General features: G+C 62.1%; 20 protein-coding genes and 2 pseudogenes. 10 read left to right on the top strand and 12 right to left on the bottom strand.

Features of this window, described 5'->3' with window-relative positions:
- The first annotated feature begins 123 nt into the window (after nt 1–123).
- The 3 genes from argH to K307_RS00600 all read left to right on the top strand — a co-directional run bounded on the left by argH (nt 124) and on the right by K307_RS00600 (nt 3,174).
- Nucleotides 124–1,662 (top strand): argininosuccinate lyase, encoded by a 1,539-nt coding sequence (gene argH, locus K307_RS00610; protein ID WP_042875684.1) that lies wholly within the window; start codon nt 124–126, stop codon nt 1,660–1,662.
- A gap of 18 nt (nt 1,663–1,680) precedes the next feature.
- A complete protein-coding gene (locus tag K307_RS00605; protein WP_042875683.1) occupies nt 1,681–2,643 on the top strand; it encodes a Bug family tripartite tricarboxylate transporter substrate binding protein in 963 nt (320 codons plus the stop codon).
- A 123-nt stretch (nt 2,644–2,766) separates the two neighbouring features.
- Nucleotides 2,767–3,174, top strand: coding sequence for a RidA family protein (locus K307_RS00600; protein WP_042875682.1), 408 nt, complete (start codon nt 2,767–2,769; stop codon nt 3,172–3,174).
- Between the two features lie 209 nt (nt 3,175–3,383).
- On the opposite strand, the gene K307_RS00595 is transcribed toward K307_RS00600, so the two are convergent.
- Both K307_RS00595 and K307_RS00590 read right to left on the bottom strand, forming a co-directional pair.
- A complete protein-coding gene (locus K307_RS00595) occupies nt 3,384–4,499 on the bottom strand; it encodes a medium chain dehydrogenase/reductase family protein (protein WP_080744798.1) in 1,116 nt (371 codons plus the stop codon).
- Between the two features lie 69 nt (nt 4,500–4,568).
- On the bottom strand, nt 4,569–5,021 hold the full coding sequence (locus tag K307_RS00590; protein ID WP_042875680.1) for a pyridoxamine 5'-phosphate oxidase family protein: 453 nt from the start codon (nt 5,019–5,021) through the stop codon (nt 4,569–4,571).
- A 725-nt stretch (nt 5,022–5,746) separates the two neighbouring features.
- Between K307_RS00590 and K307_RS00585 the strand changes: the two are divergent.
- From K307_RS00585 to K307_RS00575, 3 genes and pseudogenes are all read left to right on the top strand, one after another.
- Nucleotides 5,747–5,962, top strand: a pseudogene (locus tag K307_RS00585) (OsmC family protein); the annotation flags it as partial.
- Nucleotides 5,963–6,038: 76 nt separating this feature from the next.
- Nucleotides 6,039–6,572 carry a tautomerase family protein gene (locus tag K307_RS00580; RefSeq protein ID WP_042875678.1) on the top strand — a complete coding sequence of 178 codons (534 nt, stop codon included), beginning with the start codon at nt 6,039–6,041 and terminating at the stop codon, nt 6,570–6,572.
- A 119-nt stretch (nt 6,573–6,691) separates the two neighbouring features.
- Nucleotides 6,692–7,777, top strand: coding sequence for an IS630 family transposase (locus tag K307_RS00575; protein ID WP_042875676.1), 1,086 nt, complete (start codon nt 6,692–6,694; stop codon nt 7,775–7,777).
- A gap of 774 nt (nt 7,778–8,551) precedes the next feature.
- Here the strand turns inward: K307_RS00575 and K307_RS00570 are convergent.
- From K307_RS00570 to K307_RS00540, 7 genes are all read right to left on the bottom strand, one after another.
- Complete coding sequence (locus K307_RS00570; RefSeq protein WP_042880967.1) at nt 8,552–9,598, bottom strand: lyase; 1,047 nt, start codon at nt 9,596–9,598, stop codon at nt 8,552–8,554.
- Nucleotides 9,599–10,226: 628 nt separating this feature from the next.
- Nucleotides 10,227–11,792 (bottom strand): FadD3 family acyl-CoA ligase, encoded by a 1,566-nt coding sequence (locus tag K307_RS00565; RefSeq protein WP_042875675.1) that lies wholly within the window; start codon nt 11,790–11,792, stop codon nt 10,227–10,229.
- On the bottom strand, nt 11,789–12,919 hold the full coding sequence (locus K307_RS00560) for an alkene reductase (RefSeq protein ID WP_042875673.1): 1,131 nt from the start codon (nt 12,917–12,919) through the stop codon (nt 11,789–11,791). Before K307_RS00560 ends, K307_RS00565 begins: the two co-directional genes overlap by 4 nt.
- Nucleotides 12,920–12,952: 33 nt before the next feature.
- The gene (locus K307_RS00555; RefSeq protein ID WP_042875670.1) at nt 12,953–13,573 is read right to left on the bottom strand and encodes a nuclear transport factor 2 family protein; all 621 of its coding nucleotides are present in this window, start codon (nt 13,571–13,573) and stop codon (nt 12,953–12,955) included.
- Between the two features lie 41 nt (nt 13,574–13,614).
- Nucleotides 13,615–14,445 carry an SDR family NAD(P)-dependent oxidoreductase gene (locus K307_RS00550; RefSeq protein WP_042875668.1) on the bottom strand — a complete coding sequence of 277 codons (831 nt, stop codon included), beginning with the start codon at nt 14,443–14,445 and terminating at the stop codon, nt 13,615–13,617.
- Nucleotides 14,446–14,516: 71 nt separating this feature from the next.
- Nucleotides 14,517–15,344 carry an SDR family NAD(P)-dependent oxidoreductase gene (locus tag K307_RS00545; protein WP_042875666.1) on the bottom strand — a complete coding sequence of 276 codons (828 nt, stop codon included), beginning with the start codon at nt 15,342–15,344 and terminating at the stop codon, nt 14,517–14,519.
- A gap of 14 nt (nt 15,345–15,358) precedes the next feature.
- Nucleotides 15,359–16,447: a Rieske 2Fe-2S domain-containing protein gene (locus K307_RS00540; RefSeq protein ID WP_042875664.1), complete on the bottom strand. Its 1,089-nt coding sequence runs from the start codon at nt 16,445–16,447 to the stop codon at nt 15,359–15,361.
- A 302-nt stretch (nt 16,448–16,749) separates the two neighbouring features.
- Between K307_RS00540 and K307_RS00535 the strand changes: the two genes are divergently transcribed.
- Together K307_RS00535 and K307_RS00530 are read left to right on the top strand one after the other, a co-directional pair.
- Nucleotides 16,750–17,919, top strand: a complete 1,170-nt coding sequence (locus K307_RS00535) for a helix-turn-helix transcriptional regulator (protein ID WP_042875662.1) — start codon at nt 16,750–16,752, stop codon at nt 17,917–17,919.
- Nucleotides 17,920–18,149: 230 nt separating this feature from the next.
- Complete coding sequence (locus K307_RS00530; protein ID WP_042875660.1) at nt 18,150–18,947, top strand: SDR family NAD(P)-dependent oxidoreductase; 798 nt, start codon at nt 18,150–18,152, stop codon at nt 18,945–18,947.
- A gap of 683 nt (nt 18,948–19,630) precedes the next feature.
- Here K307_RS00530 and K307_RS44975 read toward each other — a convergent pair.
- On the bottom strand, nt 19,631–19,717 hold the full coding sequence (locus K307_RS44975; RefSeq protein WP_419187131.1) for a hypothetical protein: 87 nt from the start codon (nt 19,715–19,717) through the stop codon (nt 19,631–19,633).
- 404 nt (nt 19,718–20,121) lie between these two features.
- Here K307_RS44975 and K307_RS44970 point away from each other — a divergent pair, with 404 nt between their 5' ends.
- Nucleotides 20,122–20,370 (top strand): helix-turn-helix domain-containing protein, encoded by a 249-nt coding sequence (locus tag K307_RS44970; RefSeq protein ID WP_080744796.1) that lies wholly within the window; start codon nt 20,122–20,124, stop codon nt 20,368–20,370.
- Between the two features lie 3 nt (nt 20,371–20,373).
- On the top strand, nt 20,374–21,714 hold the full coding sequence (locus K307_RS00525) for a type II toxin-antitoxin system HipA family toxin (protein WP_042875659.1): 1,341 nt from the start codon (nt 20,374–20,376) through the stop codon (nt 21,712–21,714).
- A gap of 56 nt (nt 21,715–21,770) precedes the next feature.
- Here K307_RS00525 and K307_RS00520 read toward each other — a convergent pair.
- A pseudogene (locus K307_RS00520) lies at nt 21,771–21,953 on the bottom strand (DUF932 domain-containing protein); the annotation flags it as partial.
- Nucleotides 21,954–22,193: 240 nt separating this feature from the next.
- The gene (locus K307_RS00515) at nt 22,194–23,216 is read right to left on the bottom strand and encodes a M28 family peptidase (protein WP_042875654.1); all 1,023 of its coding nucleotides are present in this window, start codon (nt 23,214–23,216) and stop codon (nt 22,194–22,196) included.
- Nucleotides 23,217–23,601: the final 385 nt, after the last annotated feature.

Below are 23,601 nucleotides of genomic sequence, written 5' to 3'. Positions count from 1 at the left end.
GCCGCTTCGCCGCATATCGCGCCAACCCATATCGGAATTGTATAGGAAGCTGTGATCGCCTGATTTGACGTATGGGTTAGCGGAAACCAAACTCGATGCAGGTCTTCTTCAATCGAGTTGAAAATGGAATCGAAAGTCAGCCGTCGTCTCAAGCAGCCTCCCGCGCAGGAGGTAATTCAATATATTTTCCAGCCCCGTACCACGCGCGAATTCTTCAACAAGAACTTCGACGTCCTAACCCAGATTAATCTGGCCCACCTGGTTATGCTGGATCGGCAGGATATTCTCGACGAAACCACTACGTCGACCCTGGCCAATGCCCTCCTGAAAATCCGCCGGGACGGCCCTGACGCTGTGGAGCTCGATCCTGCCAGAGAAGACGCCTATTTCAACTACGAGGCGCATCTGATCCAGCTCGTCGGCCAGAATCTCGGCGGCCGCCTGCATACGGCGCGCAGCCGTAACGATATTGGCGCGACCAACGACCGGATTCGCGCACGGGCCTACGTGGTGCGGATTTGCGCGGCGCTTGTGTCGCTATGCGATAGTGCGCTGGAACAGGCCGACGCCTACGCCGACCATGTCATGCCGGGCTATACCCACATGCAGGCCGCCCAGCCCATCACCTACGGTTACTACTTTTCCGCGTTGGTCGAAGCCTGGTCACGGGACATCGACCGGCTGCAGCATGTACTGGAAACGCTCGACGGCTGCCCGATGGGCGCATGCGCACTCGCTGGCACGTCGTTCCCGATCGATCGCACGCTGACCAGCAACCTGCTCGGCTTCAGCCGGCCGCTTGGCAACGCGCTGGACAGCGTCGCGTCGCGAGACTTTGCACTGGAGCTCAGTGCGGCGCTCTCGATCATGATGATCACGTGCAGCCGCATGGTGCAGGACTTCTATATCTGGTCGACGCCCGAATTTGGTTTTCTGACGTTTCCGGACAGCATTGCCGGCACGTCGAGCATCATGCCGCAGAAGAAGAACCCGGTCGTGCTGGAGTATCTGCGCGGCAAGACCGCGCATCTGATCGGCCTGACGTCGGCTGCGCTGACCACGGTGAAATCCACGCACTTCACGCATTCCGGCGACAGCAGTCGCGAAAGCACGCGTACCTGCTGGGAGAGTTGCGAAGAAGCGTTGAAGTGTCTGGAGTTGATGGCGCTGCTCGTGCGTGACGTGCAACCGGAACGCGAACGCATGGCGTCGCGCGCGGCCAATGATTTCTCCGCAGTGACCGATCTGGCCGACCTGCTCGTGCGTAACGCCGACCTTTCGTTCCGCGATGCGCACCATATCATCGGCGCCGTGGTACGGCGTGCGCTCGACGAGGGTTTGCCGGCCACGGCGATCACGACCGAGATGATTGACGATGCGACCCAGCAGCAGCTGGGGCGGCGGGCCGCGCTCCCGGCCGAGGACGTTGCAAAATGTCTGGATCCGATCTGCAATGTCAATGGGCGGGAATCGTACGGGGCGCCGGCACCGCAAGGCGTGCGCGATCGGATCGGTGCACAGCGAGCCGCACTGAACGTGCACGCCGAGACGCTGGCATCCATCGAAAAACGGCTCGACAACGCCGCTGCCTTGCTGGAGCAGCTCACCCGGGCAATCGCCGCAGCCGGCCATGTGCAGCAAGCCCTGGCGCAAGCCAGCTGACGACTGAAGGAGACGACCATGTTCAAGTTCACCGCAGTGCTGGTCGCGGCCATGGCGTGCTGCTCCGCTGTCAGCGCGCAAGGCTATCCCGACAAGCCCGTATCCCTTGTCGTGCCGTTCGCGCCGGGTGGCACCGTGAATCTCACAGCACGGCTGCTAGCCACGCGCATGTCCCAGTTGCTCGGCCAGCCGGTCGTTGTCGACAACAAACCTGGCGCTGGTGGTGCCATCGGCGCGGGGTTCGTGGCCAAGGCACGCGCCGACGGCTACACGCTGCTATACGCGACGATGGGCAGTCAGGTCATCCAGCCGCTGGTGTCGCGCAGCCTGAGTTTTTCGCCTTCGAGGGACTTCGCGCCCATCGCGCTATTTGCCACGGTGCCGAACGTGCTGGCCGTGTCCGCAAACACGCCGGCGAAGAATATCGCCGAGCTGATCCAGTATGCGAAGGCGAATCCCGGCAAGCTCAATATGGGGTCGGCGGGCCAAGGGTCCGTCAACCATATGATCGGTGAGCTGTTCATGCTGCGCACCGGCGTCAAATTCACGCACGTGCCGTACAAGGGTGCCGGACCGGCAACGACCGATCTGCTTGCCGGCCAGATTCAGGTTCTGTTTGCGAATCTTCCCGGTCTGCAGCCCTATGTGAAATCAGGCAAGGTCAAGTTGCTGGGTGTCGCCAGCCGGCAAAGAAATGCCGCGATTCCGGACGTGCCGACGTTCGCGGAACTTGGGATCAAGGACGCGGAAACGGAGTCGTGGTCCGCCTTGATGGCGCCCGCCGGCACCAGCCCGGAGGTCATCAGAAAGCTGCAGGACACCGTCAGGGCCATTGCCACTGATCCCGCCATGGTCAAGCAGCTGACCACACAAGGCGCGCAGCCGTTCTATGGCAACGCGCAAAACCTTGACAAGGTGATAGCCGACGACACCCGGCGCTGGGCCGAAGTAGTCAAGCACGCCAACATCCAGCTGGAATGAAGATGCCGGGGCGCCTTTGCATGTTGGATATGGCGCCTCCTGGAGATCGTCCCAGATTGTCACGAGCGGGGATATTCCAAGACCGCAGGGAATGACCACTTGAATTTGATAACGAAAGAACACATGGCAGACCGCAAATTGATCGTCCCGCCGACGATGCAACGTATCGTAGAGCGCGCCAGTTACATACCCGCAGTGAAGGTAGGCGTGACCGTTTTCTGCGCTGGACAGGTCGGGCGTACCGCCGACCTCGAAGTGATTGCCGATCCCGAGGCACAATTTCTGGCATGCTGGGAAAATCTGCGTGTGGTGCTCGAAGCGTCCGGCTGCCTCTTTGAGGACGTTGTCGACATGACGACGTACCATGTGCAGATGAGCGCGCATATGCCAGTATTCCGCGCGGTGAAGAATCGGGTTTTTCCACATGGCACGTGCGCATGGACCTCTATAGGCGTTTCCGAACTCGCCCATCCGGGCTTATTGGTCGAGATCAAATGCGTGGCAGTCAAACGAGATCTGGCTTCCACGTGACCGTCTGTTAGCGGCTGCAGACCGGCCGCTAACCGCAAACTGGCGAATAGCCGCTTCGGGTCGCTATGCAGAGGTTTGCATAGCGACCCCTATGTGCGCATAGTTTCAATGTGCACATAGGGGTCGGGAAGAGACGAACGACACTGGTTCCCGCTGAGCATTCCTACGGACACCAACCTCTCACGCAAGCAATTGAACGTTGGCTGGGCTCATGAGCCGTCGCCCTCGGTGGGGACGAAAGTATCTTCTCTGCAGCCATCGCTGAGGTTCGCAATCGCGTCAACGCCTTTTGCCACCAAAACGACTTTGCCTGTAACACCCTGCTCTCCAAGCAACTCATGCGCCTGTCTTGCCTCAGCCAGAGAAAACCTTTCCGCGATCAGCGGCTTGATTCTTTTCTGTTGAAGCAAATCGAACAAGGCGATCAGATCCTGGCGAAACAATGCTGGCCGCATCCGCTTGAGCCACTGAATGCTATAGGCGACGACGCGCTTCCGGCCCGGGAGAACGTAGCCGGCGGCAATGAACAAAACGAAAATGGCGAGCCGTTGGAAGCGATTCCTGCGGCCTGAGCGACCAGACGCCAATCGCCCTCCACGTAGCGCGGCAGAGAGTCCATAAGCCACTACCGTCCCGCCGGGACACAGGGCCTCGCGGGAACGCCAAATATTGGGGCCACCGATGCCATCAAAAACGACGTCCACACCGGATCCCGTGAGGCGTTGAATTTCTTTGACAAAATCAACCTGTTTGTAATCAACCGGGATCCCGCCCAGGGCAGAAATCACAGGCATATGTTGCGATGAGCAAGTACCGTACATCTCGAGCCCGGCAAGGCGCCCGAGTTGCATCAATGCCGACCCGACTCCACCTGTCGCGCCATGAATCAACACGCGCTGGCCCGCCTTGACTTTCGCGGACCGATGTAACATCTGGTAGGCCGTGACATAGTTCAGCACGAGGCTGACAGCCTCGGCGGCGTCCAATCCGAAAGGCACCGGAACAAGTTCACGCTGCGGCAGACAGACGAACTCGGAATACGCGCCGGTGATGGGTAGCGCAGCGACCAACTGACCTGAATCGACTTCGGCAACTCCGTCGCCAAGCCGATCCACCAGTCCAACCAGGTCCCACCCCAGTGTGAAAGGCAGAGGAGGCGTTTCGGGATGAAAGCCTTCGCGCATCATCAGGTCGGGCTGGTACACTCCCGCTGCCAGCCCCCTTACCCGCACCTCACCGTTCTTTGGCTCAGGGCACTCTTCATCTATCACCTGAAGCGAATCAGGCCCGCCGTAATGAGTGACTATGACGCGCGTGTTTCTCATTTGACGGAGCCGTCTCGGTAGCAGGACTGCGTGGCGGATTGCCGACGTCTATGTTGTCTTAGTCAAGTGTTAGCACACGACCAGGTCCGCGTGTCCGAAACCTTTCGAGTAGTCAAGGACAGAAATGACAGTGGGCGTCACTCGGAAAATCCTCACCTCGTTCCGGGTAGGCATTGGTACTGGCAACTTGATTTGCTGCGGATACTTCAGGGGAAGCATGTGCAGGACCTCGTCCGCCTCGGCGGGGTCGAGGACGAGCTTCGCGCGCGCTGCCATGGACAGCCCCGTGATCGCCATTAGGTCAGAGGTATCGTCATCAATGGTTAGGGATACCCGGTCGTCCTGAGCCAGATTGGCTGCTTTCTGGCTTTCCAGGCCACACAGGAAGTAGAGGACAAGGCCTTTGCTGACGTAGCCCACAGTGGTCGCCTGCGGCCAGCCATCCGGCCGGATCGTGGCGATCGTCATGATCCGGTGTTGTTCCAGTAGCGCCAGGATCTTCTTCCTGATCTCGTCATCCATAATGATTCTCCCTTGCAGTCGGGAAATGGGGTACCGCGTTGCCAACGCTCCGGAGACGCCTCGATTGCAGTGATGGGAAGAGGCAAGACAGGCTGGGGCCGCCAGTCCGATAGCACCCGTCATGAACCGGAAGGCTGCAGTTGCGTGACGCCACAGCCATCGATCCTTGCTTCATGATAGAAGCAGCAGATCCTTGCTTGTTGACTTGTATCAATCAAGTGCGAGGCGGGGATCCGGTTCCAGCGACCGTCCACAGGTGCCATTGGTGGAGTTGGCTCGGAATTACGCAACCGCGATGTAGCGCCAAGTCTACAATAGAGAACAACGGAGTTTCCCGCGGAAGCCGCTGTTAGGGCCGCGTGGGGCCACGAAGCGACGACCGGAGCCTATTCCTCCAATGACAGAAGGCGGCCAGCTTGAGTCACTCAAACACGATTTTCGGCCGTCCGTTTCCGCCCCGAGAAGAGACGGTCGCCAATGATGCTTTGACCTTAGGCTCGCCGCCCCCTGCGGACGGTCGCGAACATGCCCTGTCTCGCCGATTTTTTCTTTTGGCTCTGCAATTCAACTCGCGCCATCCGACCTAAGCGGCCATTGCCAACCATTCCTAAGAAACCAACATAGGTGATGGAGTGTTCTAGGTGAAGCTTGACTTAGCGTAGGTCCTTGCCACTCGGTCCCGACGACTAACAGGGCATGATATGGCAGCGCAAACGAGGCGTGGCGCCTTGAACGTCATGCTGCCGGTCGACACGAGTGTCGATGCCGAAATTGATTTCGGGACTACTGACGGCGCCTACTTTCTCCAGGCGCGTTTGAACGTGAGCCTTCCCGGCTTGCCGCGTGACGTCGCTCAGGCGCTGGTGGACCGGGCACATCAGACCTGTCCGTATTCCAAGGCTACGCGCGGCAACATCGATGTCATGATCGCGCTCATTTAACCGGAATGCATGCCTGAACGAGTAGAAGAGCTCTCTTGCGAACCGCCAGGCCAAAACACTGAAAAGGAGCAGCACCATGCCAATGATCGACGCACTCTGGCCGGAAGATGCCTTGACCCGTGAGGCGGAAGCCCATCTGATCAAAGAATTGACTGACATTCTGATCAAAGCGGAAGGGTACGATCCGGCCAATCCGATTGCACAGAGCGTATCCGTTCTCAATCTCCATCGACCTGCTGCGGTATTCGTCGGTGGGGAACGCTCGAAAGCAGCGCGCTACCGGATCATTCCGTCGGCGCCCGAAGGGCAATACACCGACGAGTCGCGTAGAGCGCTGGTTAAGGCAGTCACGGAAGCGGTGGCCCGCGCCGAGAACCGACCATTCGAAGAGGTCGCATCGCGCGTCTGGGTCTTCCCGACGGAGATTCCGGACGGTACCTGGGGCAGTCGTGGCGCCATCTATACGCTCCCCGACATTCACGCTTTGCTTGCCGGTGAGGCCGAACGGAGCGCCGGCGCGGAGCGACTCGCACGCAGACGGCGCGAAAAGGCACGAATGACGCTCGAGGCCACTGTCGATGTATTCCAATGGGCGAGCGACAACGCTTAGCGCGATCTCGCAGGTCGACGGGTCCACTGATGATCTAGTGTAGCGTTCTGTTCTTGATGGAACCTATATGAATTCGGCGTCTCCAATGCTCTACTGCGACCACAACGTGGAGAGAGCGAGTGCGAGTTGCCCCCGAGATCATGTTGACCGACGAGGAGCGAACCAAGTTGACGAGGCTGGTTCGGTCAAAGCTCACGAGCGTGAGGCTGGCGCAGCGCGCGCGCATCGTGCTGCTGGCCGCCAACGGAATGCAGAACAAGGACATCGCCGAGCAGTTGGGAATCGGACGCGTGCAGGTGTCGCGTTGGCGTGAGCGGTATGCACAATCGGGGCTGGCCGGTATCGAACGCGACTTGCCGCGCGGTGCGCCGCCGGTGAAGGTGGACACGGCGCGGCTGGTGGAACTGACCACGCAAAGCAAGCCCGAAGCAGCCACGCACTGGAGCACGCGCAAGATGGCCGCCGAGTTGGGCGTGAGCGCCAGCACCGTCATGCGCCATTGGCACGCCCACGGGTTGAAGCCGCACATCGTGCGCGGCTTCAAGGTCTCGCGCGATCCGAAGTTCGTCGAGAAGCTTGAAGACATCGTTGGCCTCTACATGTCGCCGCCCGAGCACGCGCTGGTGCTGTGCTGCGATGAGAAGAGCCAGGTGCAGGCGCTGGATCGCACGCAGCCCGGCTTGCCGTTGAAGAAGGGGCGTGCGGCCACCATGACGCATGACTACAAGCGCAACGGCACGACCACGCTGTTTGCCGCGCTCAACGTGCTCGATGGCCAAGTCATCGCCCAGTGCCAGCAGCGCCACCGCCATACCGAGTGGCTGAAGTTCCTGCGCAAGATCGACCGCGAGACGCCCAAGGACAAAACGCTGCATCTGATCGCCGACAACTACGCCACCCACAAGCATCCTGCGGTGCAAGACTGGCTGGCCAAGCATCCTCGATTCAACATGCACTTCACACCCACCTCGGCATCATGGCTGAACATGGTCGAGCGGTTCTTTCGCGACATCACAACCGAGCGACTTCGCCGCGGCGTATTCACCAGCGTGCCGGAACTGGTCGACGCCATCAACGAATACATCGCTCACCACAACACCAACCCCAAGCCGTTCATCTGGACCAAGAGCGCTCGCGACATCCTACAGAAGGTCATTCGCGCCAACCGCCGCTTAAGTTCCAAACAGAATGGAACGCTGCACTAGCTGGAGGATGACCGCCAGATAGACGAAGCCTGTCACTACCCGTATGAACTTGATCGAAAGTCGATGGCGTTCGAGCGTCGGTTGGGCACTCCAAAGCGGCCTTTGGGCCGCACCCGTGCCAACCGGCCAAATTGGGTCGCAGGTACTCGTCCACTCGCAACGGTACCTCACATTCGAGGCTGCAACGGTGTGAATGTCGGCAAAGCGCCTACGAGCTGGCTCACATTCGCCGACACTCCAACGTCCGCAAAGGCCGAACTCCTGTCCCCAAGACGCCGGCGTGAGTGACCGGACCATTCCGTTAGCTGCCCTTAAATGCCCGACCGCGCGACCGGCGGCAGTGGGTCGACTACGGAAGTTGGCCGTCAAGTCGCAGCTCACATCCGCCCCCCTTCGGGCTTCCGAGTTCGGCCAATTTCGCACATTCGCCCCGAAGCCATAGCATGTCGTCAGTACTTTCAATGCGCCTCTTGCGCAAGACCGTACGGCGGCCACGAACCGGCGCCCTTCTGCCGGATCTTCCGCGGCACGCGTGAGGATCATTCCGCCGAACATGGCCGCGAGACGCACCCATTGCCTCGCGCGTCCGCCCATTTCGTGCTTGGCTTCTCTGCCCGATCCATCGCAAACCGGCACGGACGTTTCCGCTGCAGCTTGCACGCACCACGTCTTTGGCACGCGCGAATTCCGTGCCACACGCAGCAAGCGCACAACCCCGCGCGGGATGCTCGCAATGTGTTCCGGCGCATTCGACCGCGTCACAGCAGTGCGCCATCAATTGCGGCTGGCATTGTCCGCGCCAGACCGGTAGCGCAGCAGATGGTCGGTGCCGGATTCGGGCAGCCATACTTCTCCCGGCCGGCCCATCATCTGGCGTACGTTCGCGTGCGGGCGCGGTAGCGTGAGCACTTCGAATCGCTCGGCGCGCGGGTCAAAGCGTACCAGCGCGTTGGCGCTCCATTCGCTAAGCCAAACGATGTCCCGGTCGTCGACGAATATCGCGTACGCATGCGGGTCGTGGCCGGGCAGCCGCCATTCGCGCCATTGATGCGTTGCCGGGTCGAACACGCCGAGTTTCCCAGCGCTCCACTCGCTGACCCAGATGCGCCCTTTCGAATCGGCCCATACGCGTCGTGCACCTTGATTTGGCGTCGGCGGCTCGATGACCTGCGCCGCGCCGCTGGCGGGATCGATGCGGCCGAGATAGCTGCCGGCCAGTGAGGCGAAGTACAGGCTGCCGTCAGGGCTCACGCAGATGCCGTAAGGGCCGGGCCCGCGCGGCGCATCGAAAACGCGCATGCTGGCCCGCGCTGGGTCGAGCTCGCCGAAGATGCCGCTTTGCCCTGTGAACCACAGATGCCCTCGCTTGTCGAATACCGCTGTATTCAGATTGGCGTTCGGCCGGTCCTTCGGTAGCGGGAAACGCGTCACGGCAAGTGTCTTCTGGTCGACGCGCACGATCGCGTTCTGGCCGCCGTCCGTGATCCATGCTGCCCCATCGGGACCGACGATCACTCCGTGCGGCGCCGACCCTGCGCCGAGTTGCACCCTGTCGGCCTTGCCGCTGCGCGGGTCCAATCGTCCGGCCGCGCCCTGTGCCTGCGCGGTGTACCACACGGTGCCGTCGGGCGCCGGTGCTACATCGTGCGGCGCGCTGCCTGCGGGAACGGCAAACGTCTCGAACAACGGAGACTGCGCCTGTGCCGAAGCCATGGCGAGCAAGACGCTCACGAGGGCCGCCGATGCACATAACGGGGCCAGCACAGACTCAAGAATCCTGCTCACCGCTGCCACAACTCTTCCCTTCTCGACTTCCAGCATGTCCGCCTCCATGGCCGAGGATGCGTCGCAAAATGCGCCGACGGCTTCATTGTTGCACTGATCCCGGCCGGTGGGCAGGACTTAGCCGTCAGTTGCAAATTCCGCCACGTAGCCGGCGCTCGTTGCGGCCGCCTTGTCATTCCATTGGGTTCACCGGTCCCTCTCCGGCACGGATGCCGAGGGTCAACCCGACCAGATGAGCGGTACCGCATCGGATGTCCTTCGGCGACATAGCGACGGCACTTGGCTTTTCGCGATTGATAACGCGTGGGGCACCAGTATCCTCGGGTGACCTCTGTGCTATGAGGCACGGTGGGTGGGCTAGCGGGCTTTGACAGGTCGTTCAACCGGACACACTGCCGGCGGTCCGGTTAATTTGCGTTGAACGGCCGCTCTCGTACTTCCGGAAAGACGGCTTCGGATCGGAAGTGCCGGCCGCCGAGCGGCTCGCGAAGGTCGCATGCCGACCACACCTGACGTTCCGCGAGTTGGGAGACGTGCCGTTGAATGGCCTGCCTTACTCCCGCCCCTGACGAACCCGCTACGCGCACAATTCGGCCATTGCTAACATCAAAGCGCCGAGACGGGCCACGGCCAGCGAGACCCTCCCTTTGTTTTGCGACACATACTATGGCGCCATCAGCTCGTGCTTGACGACCTTGCCCGCGGCATTGATCGGCAGGGCCGCCATGAAGGTCACGGAACGGGGCACCTTGTAGTTGGCCATGCGGGGCCGGCACCATTCCAGCAAATCCTCCGCATTGATGCTCGCGCCTTCGCGCAACACCACATATGCGCGGCCCACCTCGCCCAGGCGCGCATCGGGTGTGCCGACGACGGCGACCTGCCCCACCGCCGGATGCGCGCCGATCAGGTGCTCGATTTCCGCCGGATAGCAATTGAAGCCGCCGACAATGAACATGTCCTTGAGCCGGCCGGTGATGCAAAGGTTGCCACCGGCATCCAGGCTACCGATGTCGCCTGTGTGCAGCCACCCCCCGCTGTCGATGGCCTCACGCGTGGCGGCCTCGTCGTCGAAGTAGCCCCGCATGACGTTGTAGCCTCGGATCCATACTTCGCCTGGCTCGCCCGCGGCGACGTCGTTCCCTTCAGCGTCCACGCAGCGGATCTCCACGCCGGCGAGCGGACGCCCGCTCGTATTGGCGATCGTCTGCAGCGCGTCGCCGAGCCGGCAGACGGTAGCCAGACCGCAACACTCCGTAAGTCCATAAGCGGTCAGCACGACGTCAAAGCGGAGCACCTTGCGCATGCGCCGGATCAGCTCGGGCGCGATCGACGCCGCCCCCGTGACAGCGACGCGCAGCGATGACAAGTCATAGTCGTCCAGCCGCGGATGGTCAAGCAAGCTCAGGTAGAGCGTGGGCGACCCTGGCAGGAAGCTGACGCGGTACCGCTCGACGCGTACCAGCACAGTTTCGGCGTCAAACTGCGCCAGCGGCAGGATGGTGGCGCCACGCAGCAGCGAAGCCAGCCAGCCGGCCTTGTAGCCGAACGCATGGAAGAATGGATTGATGATCAGGTAACGGTCGCCGGCGCGCAGGCCGACGATGTCCGACCAGTCGGAGAAGGCACGTACATTCTGACCATGCGTGGTGATCACGCCCTTGGGCCGGCCCGTGGTGCCGGAGGTGTAAAGCAGGTCGGACGGACTGTCCGGTGTGAGCGCGGCGATGCAGGCGTCAAGCATCGTCTCCGGGGTGTCCTCTGCATGCGCGAGGAAGGTATCCCAGGACAGGGCGCCGTCGCGCTCGCCGCGCAGGATGACGTGGTGGCGCAAGGCCGGCAGTGCATGCCCGCGCAGCATCCCGGGATAATCGACGCCAAGAAATTCGCCGATGCTGATCAGTGCCCGCGCACCGCTACGCGCCAGGATGTCAGCGGCCTCGCCGCCCTTGAGCCGGGTGTTGAGCGGCACCAGCACACCGCCTGCCATCTGGATGCCAAGCGCTGCGACGATCCACTCGTTCAGGTTCGGCGCCCAGACGGCGACGCGCTCGCCGGGTGCCACGCCCAGCGACATCAGGGCACGCGCGGCGCCTCGCGCCGCCTCATGCAGTGCGCCGTAGCCGATGGAAACACCATCCTCCTCAATGGCCACGGCATCCGCGTGCAGTCGCGCCGCGCGTGCCACGGCATTGGGGATGGTTGGAATCAGTGGCAGGGAGTCGCTCACGGTTGCAAACCTTCTTGGGAAATTACCTGACCGGTTGCGGCAAGCCCGGCAGCGGCCTCGTAGGCCTCGTAGGCCGGGTAGTCCGTGTAGCCACGCGCACCCGGCGTATGCAGCAGCGTGCGGTCGAACGCGGCCAGCGGTGCGCCGTGCCGCAGGCGCTGCGGCAGGTCGGGATTGGCAATGAAATGGCGCGCGAACGACACCGCCTCACCGACGCCGCTCGCCACGGCGCGCGCGGCACTCGCGCCGTCGAAACCGTCATTGACAATGAGCGCGCCCCCGAAATGCCGACGCGCCAGCGCGAAGGCATCCAGCGCGGGATCGGGCGAGCGGCTCACGTGCAGGTAGGCCAGCCCGAGTGGTGTCACGGCATCGAGCAGTGCGCCATAAGTGGCGGCGGGGTCGTCATCGTGCATGTCGTTGTAGGGGTTGCCGGGACAGATGCGCAGACCCACGCGCCCCGCCCCGATCGCCCCGGCGATGGCCTCGAGCGTCTCCACGACGAAGCGCAGCCGCGCCCTCAGCGAACCGCCGTAGCCGTCCGTGCGCTGATTGGTGCAAAGCAGCAGGAATTGCATCGGCAGATAGCCGCTGCTGCAATGCAGCTCAACGCCGTCAAACCCGGCGGCCAGCGCATTGACGGCGGCCTGGCGGTACTCGTCGATCACAGCCGTGACTTCATTTTCGGCCAGCGCGCGAGGCACCTCCATCTCGACCAGGCCCTGGCCGTCGGCATAGATGGTGCCGCGCGCGCGGATAGCCGACGGCGCCACCGTCTGTGCGTCTGGCGCCTTGTTATGGCGCGTCGCCACGCGCCCCACGTGCATCAGCTGCAGCACCATCGCCGCGCCCCGGCTGCGCACGGAACCTGTCACGTCGCGCCAGGCGTAGATCTGCGCGGTGTTCTCGATGCCCGGCGTGCGGCAGTACCCCTTGCCATGCCGGCTCGGGTAAGTGCCCTCCGCGACAATCAGCCCGGCGCCCGCGCGCTGGGCGTAGTACGCCTGGTGCAGGCCGGTGGGCAAGCCGCCCTCGCCGGCACGGCTGCGCGTCATCGGCGCCATCACGATGCGATTGGCGAGTGCAATGTCGCCGAGCTGCAGTGGCTCAAACAGGCTGGCGCTCATCCTTATGATCCCTTGGTCGGTTTCGGCATGGCATCAGCGGGTGCGGACTTTGGGCAGTGCCGAACCGCGACGCATCGTCTCGAGAAAGCGATCCAGCGGTACCGGCTTGGCGACGCTGGGCAGCGCCTCATTCGGCCTGGCGTTCCAGAACGCCTTCCACGAGGGCCATAGTGCATGCCAGGAACCCTCGTAGGGCTCACGGCCCGGCCAGCGCATCTTCTTGTCGCCAATGGGCGGCTTGTTCAGGTCGCTCGCGTAGAGATAGCATGGCAGGCGTCGCCGGAAATACCAGCGCCCGTCGATGCGCTCGTAGTCGTCCCAGTAGAGCATTTGCATGATGACCCATTCGGGGCCGGTCTCGTGCTCGTTCTTCGAATACACCACGCCGCTCGCATGGTCTGCATCCTGGAACTCGATGATGTGTCCGCCGATGTGGTGCGAGGTCACCGTGAACTGGTTGCGCAGGGTCTCGTCTATCCAGCGCCGCAGGTGCTCGCGGCCCACCTGGTCCTTGCCCACCGCCACGTCCTCGGGAAACAGGCTGGTCCAGGCATCGAGATCGCGCATATCGAGCGCCAGTGCATACTTGGCCGGCAGCATGCGGATTTCGTTGATCGACTCGAGTCGATCGAGTCGGGCTTGCATCGATTCCATGTCTGATGTCACTTCCCTCTCCTTCAGTCAGTGGGGTGCGCTCAGCTTGCCTGCGGCGCGGCGCGCCGATCGGCTGACGTCTGCGACACATAGTCGGTGGCGCCCACGTCGAGCCGGCAGGTCTTGCCGCCATCGACTACCAGGCTCTGCCCGGTGATATACGACGCCTCGTCCGAGGCCAGGAACAGGATGGCGCCAGCCACCTCGTGCGGTTCGCCCACACGCCCCAGCGGCACCGCGCGGGCGGTACCGCGGGCGACCTCCTCGCTGGCAAGCGCCTCGCGCGTGCCCTCGCTCCAGACCACACCGGGAATCACCACGTTGACGCGCACGTTGTGGGCTGCGCCCTCGAGCGCCACGGCGCGGCTGAAGTTGAGCACGCCCGCCTTGGCCGCGCCATACGCCGACAGCCCCGGACTGCCGAGCAGGCCCACCACTGAACCCAGGTTGACGATGGCGCCGCCGCCGGCCGCCTTCATCACGCGCAGCGCCGCGCGCGTGCCGAAGAAGGCGACGTCCAGGCTACCGGTCAGGCATTGCCGCCAGGCTTCGGTGCTGACCTCGTCGAGCACGCCCCAGGTATAGTTGACCGCGTTGTTGACCATGACATGCAGGCCGCCGAACTGCGCGACGGTCTGCGCCACCGCCCTCTCCACATCCGCCTCGTTGGTCACGTCGGCCTGAATCCATGCGGCCTCGCCGCCGCGCGACCGGATTTCCTCGGCTACGGCGCGCAGCGGCGCCTCGCGCCGCCCGCACAGCATCACCTTCGCCCCTTCGGCCGCGAAGCGCGCGGCCGTGGCGGCGCCGATCCCCGTGCCCGCGCCGCTGATCAGCGCAACCTTGTCTTGCAAACGTCCCGTTACTCGCATGCTGCTCTCCCTTTTATCCTTCAATCGAGGCAGGACAACGACCCGGAAGCGTCGTCCTCGCGCCTGCGCCGTTAAATCATTGCCATGCCGCCGCTGACGGACAGCGTCTGGCCCGTCATTTGCCTGCCGTCCCCGCTCACCAGGAACAGCGCCGCTGCCGCGATCTCTTCCGGCTCGGCCATGCGGCCCAGCGGGATTGCACGCTCCAGGCTGCGCGCCCATTCCTCGCTGATGGACTGCATCATCGGCGTGCGCGTGGGCCCCGGGCAGATCGCGTTGACGCGGATGCCACGCGGGCCCAGGTCGCGCGCCAGGCACCGGGTGAGGCCGAGCACTGCCGCCTTTGACGCGCAATAGCTGAGAGGCCCTTCGCCGCTCAGCGCCGAGACGCTGGCGATATTGACAATGGCGCCGCCCACCCCCGCTCGCGTCATCAGCCGCACAGCCTCGCGCGAGCAATAAAACGTGCCGTTGAGATTCACGTCCACCACGCGCTGCCAGCCGGCATCGTTGAGGTCGACGATCATGTCCGTATGGACCGTCGGCGTCTCGCCGGCCGCCAGTTGCCGCCCGCGCTCGGCCGCGCGCACCTGGTAGTGCTCGAACCCGTCTCCCGGCACCTGCCCGATGCCTGCGTTGTTGACCAGGATGTCGAGCCGCCCCCAGCGCATCGCGACCTCCTCGTGCAACCGCCCCACCGCCGCACTGTCCGCGACGTCGCAGCCACGGGCCATGCCGTGGGCCTCCCCACCGATCCTGTCGAGCGTCGTTTGCGCGGCGGCGGTGTCGCGGTCTACCACGACCACCGCAGCGCCCTCGGCCGCAAAGCGCTCGGCCATGGCCCGCCCCATGCCGGACCCGGCGCCAGTGACCAGTGCTACCTTTCCTTTCAGCCGCATAACCCTCTCCTTAATCAAATCAGGTGCAGCTTGCTCACCGCCTCCGGCGGCACGGCATCGAGCGTGCGCCAGGTGCCGTCGCGCCGCTCGAAGACCTTCTTGCGGTCAAGGTCAGCGGGCAGGTCGGCGACATCGGTGTAGAACTGGCGGTACCACTCGCGAAGCTGATAGACCGGACCGTCGGCGTCGCTGAGCACGGGGCGGTCGACGCGGATCTTGTTGTGCCAGATCTCCACGTCCTGGAAGAAGGAGGCTTGCGCCTGCTCCACGTAGGCCTGCGCCATCTCCTGGTTCTGTTCCTCCGATTGGCCCGGCACCTTCCTGACCATGACGCCGTAGCGCAGCTCAAAGCTCTGCGAGTCGATCGGCACGTGGCAATTGAGCAGAATGGTGTCAAGGGGCTTGCCGTCAACCTCCGCCGTCATGCGCGTCACGTGGTAGGCGGGCCCGAAGTACGCGCTGTCCGCAACCAGACTCCGTCCAAGCAACTCGCTCTCCTCGCCGCGGAACATCTGGTAGCCGATGTGGCGATCGAACGTGTTGCAGAAATAGACGGCTGGTGAGCCGTGCACCGGCCCGAAATGGGCGACGTCCGCCAGGTTATCGACAAGCTCACGGCAATTGGTGCCGATCACCATCTTGCGGATCGTCCATCCGGTCCACTCACCCGTGAAGCAGGCGCTGATGCGCGGTATCGCGACCTCGGGCGGCGGCGGCGCGCCCTCGGGGTCGTGCCAGATGAACAGCAGGTGGTTCTGCTCGCAGACTGTCCACGCACGCGTGCGCGCCTTGGGCGGAATGCGCCTGGCGCACGGCACATGCTCGCAGGCGCCGTCGCCATTCCATTGCCAGCCATGAAAGCGGCACACGATGGCGTTGCCCTTCACTTCGCCGAGGGCCAGGTCCGCGCCCATATGTGGGCACCACGCGTCGAGGATGCGGATGCGCCCGTCCTCGCCGGCAAACGCCACCAGGCGCGTACCAAAGATGTCGAGCCGGTGAGGCTTGCCGTCCTTGTAATCCGAGGCATGCCCGAGGCAATGCCAACCGCGGGCGTAGCGGGTGGGCTGCGGGGCTGTCTGCAGGAACTGCTGCGCTTCCATGTCTCCTCCGTGATGGCTGTTTGCTCACGGCCGTATTCTTCTGGCCGGGCCATTTCACGGGCATGGTCCTGACGGACTAGATTCAACGCCTTCCGGAGCGACATGGGGCGTCCCTGTGCAAATCTAGTCTGTTGGGACTATTTCCCCGCGCACGACAGGCATCCCCGGGCCGGCGCCCGGGGGAAACACCCACTGGCACGGCACGGACAAGCAGATACTATTTCCAGCCGATCGCTAGCCGCCGACGGCCGGACTGGCCCAATGCCGCAACTGCGTTGCGCCGCAGATTTGAGAAAGCACCGATGACAAGCCTTCAATGGATCGACGCACAGCTTCCGAGCCAGCCGGCACTCGGCGTGGACGAGATCAGCGATCTGATCGGGCTGGTGTACGACGGCCCACTGCTTGATATCCCATGGCAGTCGCTGCTGGATGCGCTGCGACACCTGCTGGCCGCCAACTACGTGACGCTGGTGCTGCGCCCGCCGTCCAATACGTCGCCCGGCCTGATGATCACTTCCAGCGCGGTCGATACCACCGTCGGAACGGGCGCCTACGCGCAGCACTTCTATGCCATCGACCCTTTCGTCAACCTGCCCAACGCACAAGTCCTGACCGTGCATGAGTTGATTGGCGAGGCCAGGTGGTTAGAGAGCGAGATATATCGATTCTTCAACAAGCCCTACGACGTGCTTGAAATCATGGGCGTAGACATCCGCGCCGAGCATGGTGTGGAGTGCCGCTTGCGGATCTGCCGCCCACATGGCAGGGACCGCTTCTCCGAGGCCGACAAGGCTGTGTGCCGGCGCATCGTGCCGCACCTGGAGCGCGCGGTACGTATCCACGCCAACCTCAACACGACCGAGTCGGAGCGGCGCTTCTACGCCGGCACGGTAGACAGGTTGCTGATCGGCTCGGTCATCCTGGACGACACCGGCCAGGTCCTTACCACCAATGGCATGGCCGACGCCCTGCTGGCGGAAAAGGATGGTCTGGTGGTTTGCAACGGCCAGTTGATGGTCGACTCGGCGCAGGAAAACCGCAAGCTGCAGGCCTTGGTCCGCCAGGCCATCGCCTTACGAGACTCGGTGCAGCCCGGCATCCCGCTCGGGCTGTCGGTGCCGCGCAAGGGCGACCGCGCCCGGCTGGGACTGCTGGTCCGTCCCATCGCCTCGCAGAAGTGGTCCGAGCGTCCGCGCCAGCCCGCGGTGGCGGTCTTTATCCGCGACCCCGAGCAAAAGGCATTGGGGTCGACCGAACTACTGCGCAATATGTTTGATTTCACCCGGACGGAGGCGTCTCTCGTACTGTTGCTGACCCAGGGCCTGTCACTGGATGAAGCGGCGCAGGAACTCGACATCCGCCGCAATACCGCGCGAGCGCATTTGCGTGCCGTGTTCTCCAAGACTGGCGTGACCCGGCAGGCGGCGCTGGTACAAACCGTCCTGCACAGCATCATTCCGCTCGATTGAGGCGCATGCGGCGTGCCGACGCCGCGCCGCGCGTCCACGGGACCTCGAGCAGAGACATTACCTCAGGCGGAAGGGTTCCGGGGCGGAATTGCGGCCGAGGCGCCGATTCTTAGTTCGTTTGGACTATGTTGTATCCGTCGCGACCGGAAACAATGCACCTATCAGCCGCGAATATCAGCCGCGCATGTCGCGCCGCTGCGCGACCAACCATGACATCCGGGAGACATCCAGTGACGATCCAACACCCTGCCACCGACGATTTTCGCGTGACCCTCAACACACCGGCCAGTGCGGTCGTGGTGACCGGCGGCGCCTCCGGCATCGGCGAGGCTTGCGCGGCGGCCTTGGCCGCGGTAAACCGGCCGGTCGCCATCTGGGATATCCAGGAGGACAAGGCGCGTGCCGTCGCCGCGGCGCTCGCCGAACGTTATGACGTGCCCACCATCGGGCTCGGCATTGACCTGCGCGCCCCTGCCGACCTGGACGACGCGCTGGCCCGCACCCGCGCCGCCCTGCCGGCGCTGGGCGGCATGGTGCATGCTGCTGGCGTGGTGGATCAGAGCGGCATCGACGGCCTGACGCAGGCGCGCTGGGACGCCGTGCTGGATGTCAACCTGCGCGCCATGGCCCTGTTGGTGCAGGCCATGCTGCCTGACCTGCGCGCGCAACCCGGCGCGGCAGTCGTCGGCATCGCGTCGATCAATGCCACGCTGGGCAATGCGCTGATTCCGGCTTACTCCGCCTCAAAAGGCGGCCTGCTCTCGCTAGTGCGCTCGCTCGCCGACAGCCTGGGCCGCGACGGCATCCGCGCCAATGCCGTCTCTCCCGGACAGATCCATACTCCGATGCTGCAGTCCGCCATCGCGGCCCTGCCTGCAGGCACCTTCGAACGCCGCATCCAACTGGGCCGCCTCGGCACCCCTGCTGAGGTCGGGCGCGTGGTCCGTTTCCTGCTGTCGGACGAGGCCAGCTACGTGACCGGCAGCGAGATCGTCGTCGACGGCGGCAATATTCCCTCGCAGCGCTGAATCAGAATGGCCTGCCCGGTGGCATCGGAGAATTTTCGCGTTCTCTTCATCGATGCGTCGCGCGACGACGGATGATGGTAGTTGGGCTACGCTATTTGCTGGTGTGCTCATGCCCTGAATTTGCGTCTAAGTTTGTCGGTTGCCCACGCGGCCTTCTGCTCTAGCCCTTCTATCATTGGCGCAACAGTGCCACAACCTCTCCGAATTGACGCCTCGATCAAGCGTCAGTAGCCCGAGGAGGCCAAGGTCATTCACTTGAATGGCTTCATTTAAAGAAGACTGAAACTACCAACGGTCGGGATCCGCAGGACGCAGGAGTGACAGGATAGTGGCGACGGCATACCGGTTACAGCGGTTCATGCCTGCTGCGCTCTTACCGTTGGCGTGACTGGAGAGGTCGATCTTGGCCACTGAGCGCCGGGCGCATGCGCTGCTGCGGATCGTGCGCACGGTCTACGGGTAGCACGCACACAGTCGTCGTCCGCCGAAAGGCGCACGAATGCCGGTTCCGGGGGTCGTCTATCGGCCGACATGGACGGTTGGATTGACACCGATCTGCGTCCGAGCAGTCGGGTGCGGCGGTTCGTTCCAGTCAGCCCGGTGACTAGAGCTTGGCAAGACGAAAAAAAGAAGACATAGGGCGCCGCCGCGGCTTGTATCTGGCTGTGGGCTTGCCGGTTTGGTCAGTCGATCGAACTGTTGAGCTGAGCCAGTTGCGCATACTCCGATAGGGATCGCGTGGGCCGGAAGTACAGGTCGCGAAGAATCAACTGTTTGAGCGGCCCGACGATGCTCGAACAACTTCAAATGGCCAAGTTCGGGCCGCTACGGGCCTCCAAATGTGTGACGTGGATTTCGAGGCACTCCACGCCCGGATTCTCCCGCCGCGTTGCCTGAACCCTCCCAAGCCAAAAAAGTGGTCCTGGCGCGACGCTTGCGCCCCTGACAGCTCATTCAAGAGCGTCGTAAGAGGCCTTTTTTCTTGGCCAGATGCACTCCAATGCACCCTTCAACGACGCGGACCTTGAAATACCTGCTATACATATATATTTGCATAACAGTTATTTCAGCCTCACTCGTTATAGTAGCAACTCGTATCTACCCGTATTGCAGCTAATTTACTTTTACGAGCAATGCAGGTAAAATATATTTACGCGCATAGCAGGTATTCAACGTGAAACAAGTGCTCTCAACGCCATCTCAGCTAGGCGAAATATTGCGGTCGGCTCGCCGAGCCAAACGGCTCACGCAAGGCCAAGCCGCTACCAGGCTTGGACTAAGCCAAAGCCGGCTGTCTGCCTTGGAGATTGAGCCCAAAGCCATCTCTGCGGAACAGTTACTGGCCTTGGTCAGCCTTTATGGTTTAGAGCTCGTTCTCCAGTCGAAAAACCACGCCCCCACATCGCAAGAAACGGAGTGGTAATCAATGGGAAGAAAGTCACACACTCGGGCGTTGTCAGTCTGGGCCAATGGCCAACGTGTTGGCACCTGGCGCATCCCGCCGCATCGGCCTATGGAGCTCCAGTATGACAAAGACTGGATGGCTTCTGCCGCAGGACGCCCCTTGTCCCTTTCACTGCCGTTCGGCATCGACACCTCTCCTTTGAAGGGTGACCGGGTCCGCAACTACTTCGACAACCTTCTGCCGGATAACGACAACATCCGCCGGCGGCTCGCTACCAAATATCAGACCGCTTCCATCGACCCCTTCGACCTGTTGGAAGCAATAGGACGAGACTGCGTTGGCGCCGTCCAGCTTCTCAAGGAAGACGAAGCCCCCCAGAACGTCGACCGTATTGAAGGCACCCCGCTATCTGACGCCGACATTGAGAAGCTCCTCGAGAACACGGTTACCACAACGGGGCCTGGAACAATGATGGAAGATGAAGATCTCCGCGTCTCCATTGCAGGCGCCCAAGAAAAGACCGCCCTGCTCCATCACGAAGGGAAATGGCTGCTTCCGCATGGGGCAACGCCGACCACACATATCTTGAAGCTACCGCTCGGGTTGGTGGGCAACCGGAAAGCTGACTTGTCGACCTCGGTAGAGAACGAATGGCTTTGCATGCAGCTCTTCAAGGAGTTCGGACTGCCGGTGGCCGACTGTGAGATATTGACCTTCGGCAAGCAGAAGGTGCTCGTCGTCACGCGATTCGACCGACAGCTTCATCACAGCGGCAAATGGATAATGCGTTTGCCGCAAGAGGATTTCTGCCAGGTCCTTGGCGTGCCTCCCCATCTGAAGTACGAAGCAGAAGGCGGACCTGGGATGGTCGACATTGCGGCAGTCCTCCGGCAGTCACAAACTCCGGAGCAGGACCTGAAAACATTCTTGGCAACACAAGTCCTGTTCTGGATGCTGGCAGCTACAGACGGACACGCCAAGAACTTCAGCATCCATATGTTGTCAGGGGGACGTTACAACCTCACACCACTCTATGACATTCTTTCCGCTTGGCCGATTATCGGGCATGGGCCCAACCACGTCTCGTACCACAAGGCTAAGCTCGCCATGGCAGTTGCAGGCAGGAACTGCCACTATCTGTTGAAGGATATTCGGCGCCGCCAGTTCAATGCCATGGCACCTAAGTGCTATGCAGGCGCAACTGCGGAACCAATCATGGAGGAGTTGATTGCCAAGGTCCCAACGGCCGTTTCGAACGTGGCCAATCGACTGTCACCAAATTTCCCTGCCCATGTCTCGGACAGCATCTTGGAAGGCCTTCAGGCGTCCGCCAAGAAACTCGGTGACATGAACGCAGGTTAGCGCTGCAAAACCGCCGGCGGTTGCCGGCGGCTTCGAATCATCAGAGAGTCAACCGTTGGTACGCGCACGCCCGCGACAGCGTCGCCGCAGACAAGGCCGTTCTGGCATACGAAGCGAAACATGCCGGCGAGCATCTGGTAGCTGCTCGTGCCGTCGTGCGAGTTCAAGAAGATGATTTCGTTGGCCTCGCTGCCGTTGATCTGGCTGGCATGGCGCAGCCGGATCATTTGCTTGGTGTAGTGGCCTGGCCAAGCTGCGCGTGAAAGGGTTACGGCATTCTAAAATCTCGATGGCGGGGGGTGTCTGAGCAACCCACCTCGCCCGCTATATGATGCATCCCTACAATCCTCGCCCCTCGGAAATCGGGTGTCATTGTCCAGGTTGTCTGCAACCCAGCCGGCGACCAAGTGTCTTACGGCGCTTGCGCGGCAGCCGTAAGCTGACGGTGGGCGCCAACCAAGCCTTGGGACCATTAGCCCCTAGGGATTGTTGGCAAGGTCTCGCACAACCGCCTCAAGACCGACAACCACGCGCGCCAGCTTCTCGAAGTCAATTTTGTCGACGGTGTCTTGCGCACTGTGATAGTACGGGTACCGATATGGGGCGGTATCGGTCACCATCAACGATGGGTAGCCTTGGTCCATGAACGGTGCATGGTCTGACCAATCGATGCCGGGAATCGCCCGTGGGCCAGCAATCCCTTCCGCCGGGAAGGCAGCATGCTGCCGGAAAGAGGCCGTAACTTTGCGCACTAGACCCAGAGACCCGACGTTGCCCACAAAGCCGATAAAATTCCCCTGTTCCGGATAGAACGCTTTCAGCGGGCCGGGATATTTCTGCGAGCCCTTGACGTCGGAGTAGTACCCCATGGTCTCGAGTGAGAACATCGCTATCACATTTGTACCCTTTTCCTTGAGCGACCGAGCATGCACGCTGCTACCCATGAGGTTCGTCCCAAAGAACGGCTCCTCTTCGTTTGTATACAGTGCGAACACAATGTCGGACTGAGCCGTTGCCCCAGCGTCTTTCAAACGCTTGGCTAGCTCAAGAACGCTTGCCACACCTGTCGCGTTATCGTTAGCGCCAGGCGAACCTATCGCCGAGTCATAGTGTGCTCCAACTACCATTACGCGCTTACCGGCCTGAGTCTTGCTCGGAACCGTAATAATCAGGTTGCGAACCTTCTTTCCCAGCGCGTCATACTCCTGTCGACTGACGAAGTAGTCTTCAGCCGCCAGGGTGCCCTCAATGTACTTCGCAGCGGCTTCCAGTTCCGCGTACTTCTGGACATTGTGCTCAGCCTTGGCTAGGTTCCTGACATGTTCACGAAGTCGTGCCGAGAGAGCCAGTTCATCCATCGACATTGTCGGCAGTGGACCGATGTGTGAGTGGCCAGGCATCTGAGTAAGTACGAGCATTGCGACTAGCGCAAGCCCCAAGACCACCAGCAAGACAACAGAAAATCTTAGCAGGCTTACTAAGTCAGCGAACTTGGGCATCATGAACCCTTGTTGAGCCGGAGCCACGAAGTCACGTATAGCGTCTCACGGCGCCGGCACGTCTAAGCCGTTACTTTGGCGGCGCCGAAGCCGGCACTGCTACGCTGCATACTCTACTCGCCGGCATCTTAATGACCGTTACATCATCAACATCCTATGTCTGCCTATGAACAACACCAACGCCTCTGCTGAAGCTCGTAAACCCGCAGGCTTTGCACGGGATGAATGCACGCTTTCGAAGCACTTTTTGAAGCGGTAACGGTTCGAGGCGAATGACAGCAAGCGCCGGCGTCTTTGCGTTCATTGCCGGTACGCATGACCATCTGGTACCGGGCGATAAGGGACACCATGTTGCCTGGCCGAACCGCTGACGGTGCCGGCGTTTGGG

The sequence above is a fragment of the Cupriavidus necator A5-1 genome (genome assembly GCF_000744095.1).
Lineage (GTDB): Bacteria > Pseudomonadota > Gammaproteobacteria > Burkholderiales > Burkholderiaceae > Cupriavidus > Cupriavidus necator_A.
The sequence above is the reverse complement of the archived record's forward strand: the minus strand, read 5'-3'. Positions and strand labels throughout refer to the sequence as shown.